A 14,728-nucleotide genomic window follows, 5' to 3' on the forward strand; every position below is an offset into this window, starting at 1 on the left:
TTATGGCTTCGAGCCAGTTTTTCTCGTAGAGAAAAACAAGAAAACCACCAGCTATGCTGGTGGCTGCCAAGGCTTTGAGCTTCCATTTCTTTTTCCTGTTATAATCAAATTGTTCAGGTTAGATAAAGGAGGAAAAAGAAATGGCTAAAACCAGTTACAGTTTATCACATACCAAATGGATGTGCAAATATCACATAGTTTTCACACCTAAGTACCGAAGAAAATCCATTTACTACAAAATTAGACAGGACTTAATTGATATTTTCCGTCATCTATGTCAATACAAAGGCGTGGAAATCATTGAGGGACACATGATGCCAGACCATGTTCATATGCTTGTTTTGATACCTCCGAAACTTTCGATTTCCGATTTTATGGGATATTTGAAAAGCAAAAGTGCTCTAATGATATTTGATAAACACGCTAATTTAAAATATAAGTATGGAAATCGAAAGTTTTGGGCCAGAGGCTACTATGTTAGTACCGTTGGACTGAATGAAAAGACAGTTGCGAAATATATTCGCGAGCAGGAGAAAAATGACATTGCACTTGATAAATTGAGTGTCAAAGAGTATGAAGATCCATTTTCAGATGGTAGTTTTAGAACGAGATAAAAGCCCGTTGTTACGGGCATTAGTCAAGTAATTATAGCACTAACCTGAACGAAGTTCAGCGAACGTCTTTAGACGTCGCTGGAGAGAAACGGCTTATAGCCGGTGTACAAGCCACCCGTTTTCACGGGTGGTTATGACTTTTCTCTTGCTATGGAGTGGACTCCATAGTTTATAATCATAATATCATCAGGGGCTGGAAAGGAAGTGATCTCTTGAAAACGATGAAAGAAGTGGCGGAGGAATTGGGTCTATCCAATGATACGATTCGCTACTACGAACGGATTGGGCTCTTGCAGGTGTCTCGGGATAAAAACGGTTATCGGCGGTTTGACCAACAGGCGATTGACTGGCTCTTCTTGGTCAAAATGCTTCGTAAGTCTGGGATGTCTATTGAAAGTTTGGTGGATTATGTTGCCCTTGTGCGACAGGGGGATCGTACTATTGCTGCTCGAAAGGCTATTTTACAGGAGCAAGAAGAGCGATCGAAGGCGCAAATAGCCCAACAAGAAGCCGTATTGGAGATGCTGAGTCATAAGGTAGCGACCTATGATAGTCAGTTGTTACGCTTTGAACAGGAACGATTAGACAAAGGAGAATAAAGATGCAGACAGTTACACTACACAACGGAGTTGAGATGCCTACAGTTGGATTTGGGGTCTTCCAAATCCCAGATCCAGAAACCTGCCAGCAGGTTGTCGAAGAAGCTATTCGGACAGGTTATCGCCTGATTGACACAGCTCAGGCTTATGGAAATGAAGAAGCAGTTGGTCATGCTATTCGCAATGCTGGTATGCCACGAGAAAAACTATTTATTACAACTAAATTGTGGATTTCAGATATGAGTTACCAAGGAGCCAAAGAAGCTTTCGCGGCCTCTATGGAGAAGTTAGGTTTGGACTATCTGGATCTCTATCTACTCCATCAGCCAGTAGGTGATACCTTTGGAGCTTGGCGAGCTTTGGAGGAACTCTATCATGAAGGAAAAATCCGTGCAATTGGTGTGTCCAATTTTAAACCAGACCAGATTGCTAACCTATCTCTTTTTAATACTGTGAAGCCGATGGTCAATCAGATTGAACTACATGTGTTCCACCAAAAACCAGAAGAGCGGGCCTATCTGGCCAGCAAGGGAATTCAAGTTCAGAGTTGGGGAGCCTTTGCAGAAGGGAAATTTGATGTTTTTACCAATCCTGTTTTGACAGCTATTGCTAGCAAATATGGAAAAACAACTGCTCAGGTCATGCTCCGTTTCCAACTCCAGTCAGGCATTGTTTCTCTATCCAAATCAGCCAAGCCCGAGCGTGTGCGTCAGAATTTTGACATCTTTGATTTTGGGCTGACGGAAGAAGACATGGTGGCTATCCAAGCTCTAAATACAGATACGACAGTCTTTGCCGACCACCACCAAGCCCAAACCATTGAAGCTCTAGCAGGCTATGTAGGGAAGACCTTTTAAGAGTGAGCTTGTTTTTGGCTACAACTGGATTTGACAGGAAGAACCATTTTCCGTTTCACGCTTGCTCCCTGCGGTCTAGTTTGGCTTGACAATACGCTTTTTTAAGTCACTATTTTCTCGACATGCCTATCTCCACTCTCATCCCGTAGCAAATATTCGCATTCTCTTTTTATTTGGTGTAGAATGATAGTACCAAAAACAGAAACGGAGAAAAATGATGGTTCAAGTTGTTACAGATGCAAACTTTGAAGTTGAAACACAAGAAGGCGTAGTCCTTATTGACTTTTGGGCACCATGGTGTGGTCCTTGTCGTATGCAAGCACCAATCTTGGAGCAATTAGCAGATGAAGTGGACGAAGATGAATTACGTATTTACAAGATGGATGTTGATGAGAATCCAAACACAGCTCGTCAGTTTGGTATCATGTCTATCCCAACTCTTTTGTTCAAAAAAGATGGACAGGTTGTGAAACAGGTTGCCGGTGTTCACACCAAAGACCAAATCAAAGCAATCTTGGCAGAGATTGGTTAATTGAAAATGAAAGCAAGTGGTGGATTGACTACTTGTTTTTTTACAACTGTGAGTCATACAAAGATATCAGATTGTGAAGGTTGGCACAAGATGTTATAATAACCTTATCATTGTCATTTTAGAAAGGTTAGATATGTCAACTATTAGTTACAAACCATTAAATCTCTATCGTCAGTTTAAAACAGCAGCTCAAGAGTTTCCAAATGTTGCCATTTATTTTGACAAACCCTACGCATCCTTCCCTGAATTAGGATTGGAAAATACTTATCAAACAGTTTTTGAAGCTATTCAAAAAAGAGCTGCCCAATTTGCAGCGGCAGGTATTGGCTATGGGGACAAGGTGGTTCTGTATAAGAGTCCAGCTTTTGACACCTATTTGTTAGCAGTAGCGGTAACGGCATTGGGTGCTGTTCCTGTTATGATTTCCTATCATTTGCCATCTTCGAATTTAGATGTGTTTGCGGAGCGATTGGAAAAGTCTTTCATTGTCTACGACCAAGAAACGGAAGAACGTGTAGCAGGAATGACTCGAACTGACCTGGCCACAAAGGTATTTTTACCCCAAGTCCTAGTGCAAGAAACAGATACATTTGAAGAAAATCTCCTGCCGGAAGATGTCATTCAGTACATGACTCATACTTCAGGAACGACAGGTGTTCCAAAACTAATCTGCCACACGGCACAGACCATGGGCTGGCGAGTAGCTTGGCAACAGACTATTTTTGACAAGATGACGGAGAGAGGCTTGCTGGCCTTCCATATCTCCCCTGTTCATTCGCGCTATAATATCGGTGTGTCGTCGGCGATTGGTCTAGGCTTCCCCCTCTACCCGCTTTCTTCTGCAAGAAAAGATGATGTTGAACGGGCGCTTGCTCTTCATCATCCAAGTGCTCTGGAAACCCATCCTAACAACTTTGTCCAATGGGCAAGATTGGCCAAGGAAAAACCAGAGGTCTTTAGTAGCATTCGTTATTACCATTCAACCTTTGATGCTATCAATATTGGTACACTTCGCGCCTTCTTGGAGGCTTCTAAAGAGCAAGGTCCAGTCTTTATGCAGGTTTATGGTCAAAGTGAATGTGGTCCAATGATTTTACGTTACCATCGCTTGGAAAATCTAGGAACAGTTAGTGGACGAGATATGGGGATTGGTCTGGAAGGTTACACAGAAGCACGCATCACAGATGCCCAAGGGAATCCTCTCCCAGCTGGAGAAAACGGACATATCCAGTTCCTGTCAAAAGGCCGTGCCGTGACCTACTACAAAGAAGATGCCCGCTTCCAAGATAATGTGTACGGTGCTTGGTGGGATAGTGGTGACTACGGCTGCATGACTCCAGAGGGGACACTTCTTCTAAAAGACCGTCAGGTTGACCTCATTGAGCACATCGACAGCAACCTTGCCTTGGAAGATTTATTGCTGGATAAATTGGACTTTTTATCAGAAGTCGTGATTATCCGCGATGTCAATGGAGCACCGCAGCCGATTATCGCTTTGGCAGAAGATGCTGAGATGAACTGGGAAGCTTGGTGGGCCATGGTTGCAGATCTACCACTATTGAAAGAGCCTATCTTGATGGCTTATGACGACATTCCACGAACAGCGACTATGAAGGTTCAACGCCTCAAAATGGAAGCAGAAATGAAAGAAAAAAATCTGTAAGGGTGACGAAACCAAGCTTGCAGATAAGAAGGAGTTCACATGAAAGAAATTTACCTAGCAGGCGGTTGTTTCTGGGGGATGGAAGGCTACTTTTCCCAGATTGATGGCATTCTAGACACCAGCGTTGGCTATGCCAATGGACAGGTGGAGACGACCAATTATCAACTCCTCAAACAAACAGACCACGCAGAGACGCTCTATCTAGCTTATGATGAGACTCGTATCAATTTGCGGGAAATTCTCCTCTACTATTTCCGCGTCATTGATCCCTTCTCTGTTAATCAGCAGGGACCTGACAAGGGGCGCCAGTATCGGACTGGTATCTATTACACCGATGAAGCTGATTTTCCGACCATCGAGCAAGTCATGACGGAGCAGTCCCAGCTCTTTGGCGGACGCCCCCTAGCCGTTGAAGTGGAGCCACTCGCACATTACATCCCCGCTGAAGATTACCATCAGGATTATCTCAAGAAAAATCCCCAAGGGTACTGCCATATCGATCTTGGGCAGGCAAAAATCCCTCTGATTGATGTTGCAGACTACCAAAAGCCAGACCAGCAAGTCTTAAAAGACAGCTTGACCGACCTCCAGTATCAAGTTACTCAAGAAGCTGCGACGGAAAGACCCTTCGAAAATGAGTTTTGGAATAGCGACCAAGCTGGCATCTACGTCGATATTACGACTGGCGAGCCCCTCTTTCTCTCGACAGACAAATTCGACTCAGGCTGTGGCTGGCCCTCCTTTACCAAACCAATCAGCAAGGAAGTTGCGACTTATTTCCAAGATCTTTCCCACGGCATGAACCGTATTGAAGTCCGCAGTCGGGCTGGTCATGCTCATCTAGGTCATGTCTTTGATGACGGACCACGTGATAAAGGCGGTCTCCGTTACTGTATCAACTCAGCAGCCCTTCGTTTCATACCGAGAGAGGAAATGGAAGAAGCAGGATATGGCTTGTTTTTGGATTTGCTTAAATAAATTTAGGAACGTAGAAAGTCTATTCGCCAAGAATAGGCTTTTTGTGTCGAAATAGTATGTTAGAAAAGATAATTTTGATATAATGATTTATACATAGATAATATTCTAGTTTAAGAAGTGGCTATTTTGCTGTCAATCAACCAGTTAGCTGAGATATTAAAGCGAACTCTTAGCAGAGACATTGGAATTTTTTCCTAGCCTATTTCTTACATTTTAGAGAATAGGAAGACAGGTGATTGTGATGAAAGGAAAATTTGTACTTGTATCGACGATCATTCTAGCCGTCTTTATGATTTGGTTGGGGGTTAGCCAAAAGGAGACTATGCTAGTTCATTATTATCCTTCTGTGACTACCTTGTCGATATCTGAGGACGTGACTTACTCAGATGTACGACAGCGATTAGAGGAATATTCTCAACAGACGGATAGTGTCATTGCCAGACGAGTGATTGAGCCAAGTACATCAGGCGGACGTACCTTTTCTTATGATAATTTTAGTCAATCTCCCCTACCAAGAGGACTAGAGGAATTTCAGTCATCAGAAAAAGTGGAGTCTACACTTTTAACCAAATATTTTATTTTCCAAGGGAAAGCGACGGTAGAGGAGCTTTGTTCTCTTCTTGTTTCGCTTGGATTTGATGAAGTTCAGATTCGGAAGCCATCGACTATTGCTACTTTACTAGCATTTCTGACACAAGGTGGTCAATTCTTAGCCATACTGGTCTTTCTCATTACCTATATGGCTTTGGTCGTGATTGCCAATGTAAGGCAGTTGCGTACAGCAGGTATCCGTTTGATTGCAGGAGATTCACGTTGGCATTTATTTCTACTATCTCTACAGGAAAATGCGAAAGAGATAGCTCTAACTATCCCATTTGTGGTTCTTCCAGCAGTTGGACTGGCATGTCTCATTGGATTAGATGGCTATTCTGTCTACTATCTGGTCGCAGCACTAGTGGGCTATCATTTCTTGCTTGGTTTGATTGTCCTTTTTTTCGCTACTACATTTACCTTGGCCATTCGGACCTATCACTTTTTACCCTTGTTAAAAGGGAAGATGCCCCTGCAAGGGATCCTGACCATTATGGTTATGGGACAAATGCTGGCTCTACTGGTGGTGTCATTGGGTGTGGCTCAAACCGTCTATTATTCAGGGATTTGGCAGGAATACCAAGTAGGTGCCCAGCAGTGGGAGAATGAAGGGGATTACTATAGTTTAGCTTGGAACATTTCTGCGGATGGTCGCTCAGGACTAAATTCGCCTGAAAATTGGTATCCTTTACTAAAGCAAGCTTTGGAGGAAGACGGCGCGCTCTTTGTTAAAAGTAATTTGAATGCCTATTTAATGGGCTCCCAACTGGAAGATGGGACACGCCTTGACAGCTACCATCCAGCAGGCAACACCCTCTACGTTAGTCCAAATTATTTGCAGATACAGGATGTAAACTTAGCAGAAGGAGAAGTGGCGCTCCCTTTACAAGAAGGAGAATTTCAACTTCTGTTGCCTGAAAAATTGCGCCCTGAAAGCGATAGGTATCTCCATCTTTACCAAGATTATATCAATCGTATAGTTAGACCTGCTAATCAAGCACGCTCAGCTACCATTAAGGGAAAAGTTGCCTATCTAAAAGATGGGCAGAAGCAGTTTATCTACAATCATCGTTCTGGTCAACATGTGCAATACCTGACAGACCCTATTTTAGTTGTGCTGGCACCGTCAAGTCTGGGAAAAGAATCTGCTGACTTTTGGTTGAATGAAGTAGATAGCAGTATCTTATTTAAAAATAGAGATAAACTTTTGCGCGAATTGAAGGCAAGAAATCTGTTTCAGTTTGTCAATGAAGTGAAAAGTAGTTCCTCCCTCTTTACGGAACTTTTAGATCGTATTCGGATAGAGACCATTTCAACATCTATGGGTGCTATTTTAGGGATTGTGACATCAATTATCCTGTTTAATACCATGAATCTTCTATACTTTGAAGAATTTAAACGTGAGATTTTCATCAAGGAAATTGCAGGGATGGATTTTTGGGGCATTCATCAGAAATACCTAACGTTCCAACTACTTTCCCTCTTGTTAGCTCTTGGAGCAAGCATGGTAGTAACAGGTCACATTTTCATAAGTAGTATCAGTTTTGCCTTGTTTATAATCAATGCCCTCTACTTATTGAGGTGGCAGGCGAGGAAAGAAGGAGCTTGGAATATCCGTATTTTGAAAGGAGCCTAGTATGTTTTCTATCCAATCAATTCAAAAGAAATTTGGGAAGCGCAGCTTGTTTTCTGATGTAACGCTAGACTTGCAGGCTGGAAAGGTCTATGCCTTGATAGGTGCCAGTGGTAGTGGAAAAACGACCTTGCTGAATATTTTAGCCAAGTTGGAGTCCTATGATGCAGGTGACATTCTCTACAAGAGAAAGGAATTGAAAAAGTTGAAGCCCCATCTCTTTTTTAGGGAGGAATTAGGCTATCTCTTTCAGAATTTTGGTCTTTTAGAAAGTCAGACAATCAAAGAAAATCTGGATTTGGGACTGATTGGTCAGAAATTGTCCAAAGACGAAAGGAAATCGAGGCAGGAAGCGGCACTTGATGCAGTTGGTCTGTCTTATCTGGATCTGTTCCAGCCTATCTATGAACTCTCAGGAGGGGAAGCCCAGCGGGTAGCTCTTGCTAAAGTCATTCTGAAAAATCCGCCATTGATTTTGGCAGATGAGCCGACGGCTGCCTTGGATCCTAAGAGCTCCCAAGAAATTATGGATATTTTGTTATCCTTGAAGAGCCCAGATCGGCTAATTGTGATTGCGACCCATAATCCTTTGATTTGGGAGCGAGCAGACCTTATCATAAAAATGGAAGACTTGTAAAAATTCATACTCTTCGAAAATCAAAATTATCCGTTGTCAACTTACCTTGATGAACTCCAGTTCTATCTTCGGCTTCGTTTCCTAGGCTACTTTTGATTTTCATTGAGTATCAGAAAATATTCTTGATTTTTTCGTGAAATTAGATTAAAATAAAACTAGATAAAACTGAATAACCGGTTGATATTGGGTAGAAGGGAAACTGACTGTTCAATGGACGGAACTCTGGAGAGACCATTTTGGCACCGAAGGGGCAAGGTAGTTCTGCTTGGAAAAGTGGACCTACTGAAACTCTCAGGTAAAAGGACAGAGCGTTGAAAAATAGGCTTTTTCTATATTTTCACGTTGATTCTAGAGGTTGAAGTGTTCAGCCTCTTTTTGTTTTTCCGGCAGCTTTATCGGATTAGAAACGCTTAGGAGGAACTATGTTAGAACTATTTAAGGCTATCAACAATCTTGTTTGGGGACCGCCCCTCTTGTTACTATTGGTCGGAACGGGTGTCTATTTCACCCTTCGTTTGGGAGTATTTCAGATTGGCAAATTGCCGACGGCTTTTTGTCTGATTTTCTCCAGCGACCAGTCTGGTCAGGGAGATGTGTCCAGCTTTGCGGCCCTTTGTACAGCTTTGGCAGCGACAGTTGGTACAGGAAATATTGTCGGAGTTGCGACAGCTATTACTACAGGTGGTCCTGGGGCTCTTTTTTGGATGTGGGTTGCGGCCTTTTTCGGGATGGCAACCAAGTATGCGGAAGGATTTTTAGCCATTAAATACCGTACCAAGGATGCCAATGGGCAAGCAGCTGGTGGACCCATGCATTATATCACCTTGGGGATGGGGCAAAAGTGGAAGCCTTTGGCAATTTTCTTTGCTATTTCAGGTGTTTTAGTGGCTCTCTTGGGAATGGGGACATTTTCACAGGTTAATTCGATTGCCTCTTCTATGTCTGCTAGCTTTGGTCTGGCTCCCCAGTTGGTCAGCATTGTGACAGCTATTTCAATTGCTTTCTTTATCTTTGGGGGAATTGAAAAAATTTCGGATGTTTCAACCAAAATCGTTCCTTTCATGGCGATTTTATACATTTTGGCAAGTTTGATAGTCTTGGTAGTTCACTGGAATGAACTGCTGCCGACACTTGGTTTGGTTCTGAAATCTGCCTTCTCACCTGGAGCAGCAGTAGGTGGCTTTGTAGGGGCAACTGTAAAAGAAGCAATCCAACGTGGTATTGCGCGTGGAGTGTTTTCAAATGAATCTGGTCTAGGTTCGGCGCCTATTGCTGCTGCGGCAGCCAAGTCTGATAATCCAGTTGAGCAGGGCTTGATTTCTATGACGGGTACCTTTATCGATACGATTATTATCTGTACCTTAACAGGTTTGACAATCTTGGTGACAGGTCAGTGGTCTGTCGAAGGATTGGAAGGAGCTCCTCTGACACAGGCAGCTTTTGCAACAGTTTTTGGCAATACAGGATCTATTGCCTTGACGATTAGTTTGGTACTTTTTGCTTTTACAACTATTCTTGGATGGTCTTACTATGGTGAACGCTGTATCGAATTCCTCTTTGGCACCCAGTCTATCTTGCCTTACCGTCTGGTCTTTGTAACCATGGTTGCTCTTGGTGGCTTCCTCAAGCTGGACTTGATTTGGACCATCGCTGATATTGTAAATGGTCTCATGGCACTACCAAACTTGATCGCCTTACTAGCTCTCTCTCCTGTTATCATCAAGGAGACACGCCAGTATTTTGCAAAGAAGAAATAAGATGAGACTGGGCAAAAAGACCAACCTCGCTTCTCAGGGTTCGTGTCAACATCTCAGCGCAGTGGTTGATTGGCAGATTTGTTCGTGTTTTACACTCCAAATCTGACCTAATCAACTGTGCGGGGGCGGGAAGACGAACTCTTTTTTCTACCATTTGTCAAGTCCATCAAGGTATTTGATGAAAAATATGTTAAGTTCAGTAGTCAAAATAAGGAAATTATTTTATTTTGGACTAAAGTTTAGTGTAAAAAGTGTATACAAAAGCAACACCTTATGTTGAAATTTTTTGATAAGGTGTTACAATGATAGAGCATAAACAGTTTTACCGATTTTGGGTTGAAGCGTAATCGTAAAGTTTGTTATGCATAATGAGGTAATACATTGTCCGAATGAGACGATGTATGGAGGCAATCGTGTGCGGCTTCGTTGAAGTCGTTTGTGATTGTCTTTTTCGTTTCTCATAAAAGTCGGCGATATGGCAAGGATTGGTGTGACTGGCTGAAGCGATATTGTGAATACATTTGAACAGAATTTTTCTAGCGTAGGGATTGCCACGCTTGGTAATGTGTTCCTTAGCGAGGAAGTTGCCAGATTCATAGTGTCTCAGATCAATACCGATAAAGGCATTGATTTGATTGGCAGACTGAAAACGGCGAATATCTCCCAGTTCACCAATAATACTTGTTGCAGTAGTCTCAGCTATTCCAGGAATAGAGAGCAGAATGTCGTATTCAGGTAATGGCTGAGCTAGTTCTACCATTTCGTCTAAGACTGCCTGTCTCTGTCCAGAAAGCCGAAGCAATTCTTTTGCATAATAACGCACCTCTTCCAGTATTGGAGAGGTTTTCTTGACGGCACAATAAGATTGATTAGCTAGTGCTATCAGCTTCTCAGCTAAATACGCCACACGCTTGTCCGAAATACGTTTTGAGGTGGACTGACGAATGCTCTCTAAGAGTTCGTCCTTGCTTAAATCAAGCACGAAGTCCTTGCAAGGAAACGCAGTAACTAAGTTCCAGTATTGTTCCCCAGTTGGCTTTGATAAGACAGTCTCTATCTCTGGAAACGTGACTTGCAAGACCTTGTGCAGACGGTTTTTAGCTCGAACGATGTCCTCAGTTAAGTTCTGATAGAAGCGACTTAAATCTCGCAGTTCTTGATAGACTTCTTCTTGGACATAAGTGGGTTTACGATTCAGCACAAATTGAGATTGAGCCAGTTTTTCGGCGTCAATTTGATCTGTTTTCCGCACACGCAAGCTATCCAGTTGCTTCTTAGCTTCTAAGGGATTAAGCCGTGTATAAGCGTAGTCATGTTCATCCAGAAAAGCTTGAAGACGACGAGAATAGACACCTGTTGCTTCAAAGATGATTTCTGGCTTATGGACGGTTCTCAAATCGCCAAGTAGCCGAGCAAAGCCGATGGCGTCATTGGACATGGCATAGCCATGAACTTTCTCACCATTGACTAGAATGGCCACTTCTGAACTTGCCTTACTCACATCAATCCCAAAAACTGCACGCATGATATTACCTCTTTGTCTTGAATGATTCCTTGTTTTAGTGATGTCATTTTCAATACTCGACGTCAGGCGTCCCACATACTTTGATAACATTCTTTCTAAAACAGGTGTCTTGCCAGTTTTTGATGCGACGTCTAGCGTCAAAAGAGTTCTCGACTTAACAAGACACCTCTACTTTAACATAAAGAAAAAGTAGTGACTACTCTCTCCCGTCGGAGATTTCCTCACTACTAATCTTAGTATGTTTTTGACCAGTCGAGTTCTTTCCCGCTCCCTGTTCTTTTAGGATGTTTTCTGCTATAATTATCTCATGAATGATTTTATTACCAAGTATTTGTCTCAATTTAATATTGAGGCCATTGTGACAGCAGGTCTAAATAAGGTTTTATCGCTTGTTTTACTCTTTGTTGCATTTTACATTATCAAGAAGATAGCTAAAGCTTCTGTGAAAAAGGTTTTAGTTCCCTCCCTAAAGGTATCCACTCAGGAAATTGGTCGTCAGAAGACCATCAGTCGTCTGGTGGAGAGTATCCTGAATTATTTGCTCTACTTTATTCTCATTTATTGTATCTTGAGCATTTTAGGTTTACCGGTATCCAGTCTTCTTGCAGGAGCCGGGATTGCTGGGGTAGCTGTTGGGCTGGGCGCACAAGGTTTTCTCTCAGACTTGGTCAATGGATTCTTTATCTTAATTGAACGACAGTTTGACGTCGGAGATGTGGTTAAGTTAACCAACGGGCCCATTACCATTTCAGGAACCATCGTTAGCATGGGAATCCAAACAACACAAGTACGTGATGCAGATGGGACATTGCATTTTATTCCCAATCGCAACATTCTAGTGGTGTCCAATCAGTCAAGAGGGGACATGCGTGCTCAAATCGATATTCCGCTCAAATTTAATACCGATTTGGAGCAAGTCTATCGCGTAATAGAAGAGGTCAATGTGAGAGAAATCAGCAATTTTGACCAGATTACAGGTGTGACTGTATTAGGTCCCCAAAACGCTATTTCGGGACAGTTTATATTTCGTGTTAATCTTTTTGTAGCCAACGGTCAACAGAACAAGATCTATCATCAATTCTTTGGTTTTTATCAAGATGCCCTGCGTCAAGCAGGAATAGATTTACCTTCAAGTGGGCCAACTGTTTTAAAATAAGGAGTTTATGATGCAAACAAAAGATTTTGTCGTTGAAAATGGGCAGATGTATTATAAGAAGAAACCCTTGCACAAACAGCCTCTCTTTTGGACAACCATTGCTGGTGCAGTCCTTTCTTTCATCCTAGGAGTGACCTGTTTTATTTTTATGATTGGTCTAAGCGCAGCAAATTTTGATAATTGGGATACAGGTAGTGACGGATACATTGATGAGACTGTGGAATACACGGAGTATCAAGTTGGTGACTCAGTTGATTTTTCTGATGGTCTTCATGTGACAGTAACGTCTATGGGCAAAGACGATAGCGTAGAACTAGTAGATAGCTACTATGGCACAGCTTATGTTGTTGAAGTGGAAGTTGAAAATTCGACCGCAGAAGAACTCTATTTTGATGAATACTATTTTAGTTTGGTTGATCCTGCTAGTCAGATTCCATTTACCCTAGATATGCGAACCTATGATGTGAATCTAGTTGAAAAGCTGAAGCCAGGAGAGAAAGTACAAGTAAAACTTATCTACGGTATAGATAATGAAACAAACTTTGGTTTTACCTACGAAGATGCCATGTGGACGGAATTAGTCGCAGAAGGTATCTAATTGCTGTAGAAAAAGTTTTAAATACTGCACAATTTTGCTGGTTTATAACGCCCCTTGGTTCAGATTGTTCGGCTTGGTAATTGTACTATATCCGATTTATCTGTTATTTTTACATTTTAAAAAGGAGAACATGTTTATCCACTGTTCTCCTCTTCTTTTAATGAAAAATACCCCCAAAATTGGCACGTCAATTTTGGGGGTATTTTTATTATAGTTTAGTAAACTAAAAGTAAGCTTATACCAAACCTTGGGCAATCATGCTATCCGCAATTTGTTCAAAGGCTGCGATGTTAGCACCTGCGAGGTAGTCTGTACCAAGGTCGTATTTTTCAGCAGTTTCTTTAGCGGTGTTGAAGATGTTTGCCATGATGTCTTTGAGACGACCGTCTACTTCTTCACGAGTCCATGAAAGACGAAGGCTGTTTTGGCTCATTTCAAGGGCAGATACGGCAACACCACCGGCATTGGCTGCTTTAGCAAGGCCGTAAAGAACGCCATTTTCTTTGTAAACTTTGATAGCATCAAGGTCAGATGGCATGTTGGCACCTTCAGCTACACAGTAAACGCCATTCTTCACAAGGGCAGCAGCTTGATCGCCGTTGATTTCGTTTTGAGTCGCACATGGAAGGGCAATATCAGCCTTGCCGTCGTAGTTCCATACAGAACCTTCGAAGTACTTAGCAGTTGCTTTTTCTGCAGCGTATTCTGTCAAACGAGCGCGGCGTTTTTCTTTGATGTCTACCAAGAGGTCGAAGTCGATACCAGTTTCGTCAATGATGTAACCATTTGAGTCTGAAACAGAAATAACTTTTGCACCAAGTTCAGTCGCTTTTTGAACAGCATATTGGGCAACGTTACCAGAACCTGAGATAAGTACAGTTTGGTCTTTGAAGGATTTACCATTTGCAGCCAACATATTGTCAGTGAAGTAAACCAAACCGTAACCAGTTGCTTCTGGGCGGATCAATGAACCACCGAAGCCAAGAGGTTTACCAGTCAAGACACCTGCATCAAACTGGCGGAGGCGTTTGTATTGACCGTACATGTAACCAATCTCACGACCACCGACACCGATGTCACCTGCAGGGACGTCAAGTGAAGGTCCGATGTGTTTTTGCAATTCAGTCATGAAGCTTTGGCAGAAGCGCATGATTTCAGCATCAGTTTTTCCTTTAGGATCAAAGTCTGAACCACCTTTACCACCACCGATTGGCAGACCAGTCAAGACGTTTTTGAAGATTTGCTCAAAACCGAGGAACTTCAAGATGGATTGGTTTACAGTTGGGTGGAAGCGAAGACCGCCCTTGTAAGGACCTACAGCTGAGTTGAACTGAACACGGTAGCCACGGTTGACTTGGACATTTCCATCTTTATCTGTCCATGGAACACGGAAGCTGATGATACGCTCAGGCTCAACGATACGGGCCAAGATGTTTTCTTCGATGTATTCTGGGTGTGCTTCAAAAACAGGCTCAAGTGTAGAGAAAAGCTCTTCTACAGCTTGGAGGAATTCTGTTTCATGTGGGTTGCGGGCTTTGACTGCTTCAAAAGAAGCTTGGATGTAAGCTTTGGCATTTGACATAGGGTC

The 14,728-nt window shown here is 42.5% G+C and carries 14 protein-coding genes and 1 riboswitch; of the genes, 11 read left to right on the top strand and 3 right to left on the bottom strand.

Features of this window, described 5'->3' with window-relative positions; translation table 11 throughout:
- Positions 1-140 precede the first annotated feature (140 nt).
- From tnpA to trxA, 4 genes are all read left to right on the top strand, one after another.
- Positions 141-614: an IS200/IS605 family transposase gene (gene tnpA / locus K6969_RS00595; protein WP_024378560.1), complete on the top strand. Its 474-nt coding sequence runs from the start codon at positions 141-143 to the stop codon at positions 612-614.
- Between the two features lie 221 nt (positions 615-835).
- Positions 836-1,213, top strand: coding sequence for a MerR family transcriptional regulator (locus K6969_RS00600; protein WP_044760212.1), 378 nt, complete (start codon positions 836-838; stop codon positions 1,211-1,213).
- Positions 1,214-1,215: 2 nt separating this feature from the next.
- The gene (locus tag K6969_RS00605; protein ID WP_029173435.1) at positions 1,216-2,070 is read left to right on the top strand and encodes an aldo/keto reductase; all 855 of its coding nucleotides are present in this window, start codon (positions 1,216-1,218) and stop codon (positions 2,068-2,070) included.
- Positions 2,071-2,287: 217 nt separating this feature from the next.
- Entirely contained in the window at positions 2,288-2,602 is a 315-nt protein-coding gene (trxA, locus tag K6969_RS00610; RefSeq protein WP_044760211.1) for a thioredoxin, read from the top strand.
- A 93-nt stretch (positions 2,603-2,695) separates the two neighbouring features.
- On the opposite strand, the gene K6969_RS12325 is transcribed toward trxA, so the two are convergent.
- The gene (locus tag K6969_RS12325) at positions 2,696-2,746 is read right to left on the bottom strand and encodes a hypothetical protein (protein WP_353735889.1); all 51 of its coding nucleotides are present in this window, start codon (positions 2,744-2,746) and stop codon (positions 2,696-2,698) included.
- Between K6969_RS12325 and K6969_RS00615 the strand changes: the two genes are divergently transcribed.
- The 5 genes from K6969_RS00615 (at position 2,736) to K6969_RS00635 (ending at position 9,861) form a co-directional block, all read left to right on the top strand.
- Positions 2,736-4,265, top strand: a complete 1,530-nt coding sequence (locus K6969_RS00615; protein WP_044760210.1) for an AMP-binding protein — start codon at positions 2,736-2,738, stop codon at positions 4,263-4,265. The genes K6969_RS12325 and K6969_RS00615 overlap by 11 nt on opposite strands.
- A gap of 39 nt (positions 4,266-4,304) precedes the next feature.
- The gene (gene msrB / locus K6969_RS00620) at positions 4,305-5,243 is read left to right on the top strand and encodes a peptide-methionine (R)-S-oxide reductase MsrB (protein ID WP_029943672.1); all 939 of its coding nucleotides are present in this window, start codon (positions 4,305-4,307) and stop codon (positions 5,241-5,243) included.
- Positions 5,244-5,484: 241 nt separating this feature from the next.
- Positions 5,485-7,470: a DUF1430 domain-containing protein gene (locus K6969_RS00625; RefSeq protein ID WP_171943145.1), complete on the top strand. Its 1,986-nt coding sequence runs from the start codon at positions 5,485-5,487 to the stop codon at positions 7,468-7,470.
- A 1-nt stretch (position 7,471) separates the two neighbouring features.
- Positions 7,472-8,104: an ABC transporter ATP-binding protein gene (locus K6969_RS00630; RefSeq protein WP_053864557.1), complete on the top strand. Its 633-nt coding sequence runs from the start codon at positions 7,472-7,474 to the stop codon at positions 8,102-8,104.
- Positions 8,105-8,316: 212 nt separating this feature from the next.
- Positions 8,317-8,421, top strand: a riboswitch (glycine riboswitch).
- A 105-nt stretch (positions 8,422-8,526) separates the two neighbouring features.
- Positions 8,527-9,861, top strand: coding sequence for an alanine/glycine:cation symporter family protein (locus tag K6969_RS00635; RefSeq protein WP_171943144.1), 1,335 nt, complete (start codon positions 8,527-8,529; stop codon positions 9,859-9,861).
- A gap of 322 nt (positions 9,862-10,183) precedes the next feature.
- Here K6969_RS00635 and K6969_RS00640 read toward each other — a convergent pair whose 3' ends face one another.
- Positions 10,184-11,386, bottom strand: a complete 1,203-nt coding sequence (locus K6969_RS00640; protein ID WP_321537492.1) for an IS110 family transposase — start codon at positions 11,384-11,386, stop codon at positions 10,184-10,186.
- Positions 11,387-11,693: 307 nt separating this feature from the next.
- On the opposite strand from K6969_RS00640, the gene K6969_RS00645 reads away from it, so the two are divergent.
- Together K6969_RS00645 and K6969_RS00650 are read left to right on the top strand one after the other, a co-directional pair.
- Positions 11,694-12,542 carry a mechanosensitive ion channel family protein gene (locus tag K6969_RS00645; RefSeq protein ID WP_171943121.1) on the top strand — a complete coding sequence of 283 codons (849 nt, stop codon included), beginning with the start codon at positions 11,694-11,696 and terminating at the stop codon, positions 12,540-12,542.
- A gap of 10 nt (positions 12,543-12,552) precedes the next feature.
- Positions 12,553-13,140 carry a DUF4352 domain-containing protein gene (locus K6969_RS00650; RefSeq protein WP_044777616.1) on the top strand — a complete coding sequence of 196 codons (588 nt, stop codon included), beginning with the start codon at positions 12,553-12,555 and terminating at the stop codon, positions 13,138-13,140.
- Positions 13,141-13,375: 235 nt separating this feature from the next.
- Here K6969_RS00650 and gdhA read toward each other — a convergent pair whose 3' ends face one another.
- Positions 13,376-14,722, bottom strand: coding sequence for an NADP-specific glutamate dehydrogenase (gdhA, locus tag K6969_RS00655; protein ID WP_024376281.1), 1,347 nt, complete (start codon positions 14,720-14,722; stop codon positions 13,376-13,378).
- Positions 14,723-14,728 lie beyond the last annotated feature (6 nt).

Source organism: Streptococcus suis, assembly GCF_019856455.1.
In the GTDB taxonomy this organism is placed as follows: domain Bacteria; phylum Bacillota; class Bacilli; order Lactobacillales; family Streptococcaceae; genus Streptococcus; species Streptococcus suis_AE.

Coding starts and splice junctions, on each gene's coding strand:
- tnpA (WP_024378560.1), top strand. CDS start 141: ATGGCTAAAACCAGTTACAGTTTATCACATACCAAATGGATGTGCAAA.
- K6969_RS00600 (WP_044760212.1), top strand. CDS start 836: ATGAAAGAAGTGGCGGAGGAATTGGGTCTATCCAATGATACGATTCGC.
- K6969_RS00605 (WP_029173435.1), top strand. CDS start 1,216: ATGCAGACAGTTACACTACACAACGGAGTTGAGATGCCTACAGTTGGA.
- trxA (WP_044760211.1), top strand. CDS start 2,288: ATGGTTCAAGTTGTTACAGATGCAAACTTTGAAGTTGAAACACAAGAA.
- K6969_RS00615 (WP_044760210.1), top strand. CDS start 2,736: ATGTCAACTATTAGTTACAAACCATTAAATCTCTATCGTCAGTTTAAA.
- msrB (WP_029943672.1), top strand. CDS start 4,305: ATGAAAGAAATTTACCTAGCAGGCGGTTGTTTCTGGGGGATGGAAGGC.
- K6969_RS00625 (WP_171943145.1), top strand. CDS start 5,485: ATGAAAGGAAAATTTGTACTTGTATCGACGATCATTCTAGCCGTCTTT.
- K6969_RS00630 (WP_053864557.1), top strand. CDS start 7,472: ATGTTTTCTATCCAATCAATTCAAAAGAAATTTGGGAAGCGCAGCTTG.
- K6969_RS00635 (WP_171943144.1), top strand. CDS start 8,527: ATGTTAGAACTATTTAAGGCTATCAACAATCTTGTTTGGGGACCGCCC.
- K6969_RS00640 (WP_321537492.1), bottom strand. CDS start 11,386: ATGCGTGCAGTTTTTGGGATTGATGTGAGTAAGGCAAGTTCAGAAGTG.
- K6969_RS00645 (WP_171943121.1), top strand. CDS start 11,694: ATGAATGATTTTATTACCAAGTATTTGTCTCAATTTAATATTGAGGCC.
- K6969_RS00650 (WP_044777616.1), top strand. CDS start 12,553: ATGCAAACAAAAGATTTTGTCGTTGAAAATGGGCAGATGTATTATAAG.
- gdhA (WP_024376281.1), bottom strand. CDS start 14,722: ATGTCAAATGCCAAAGCTTACATCCAAGCTTCTTTTGAAGCAGTCAAA.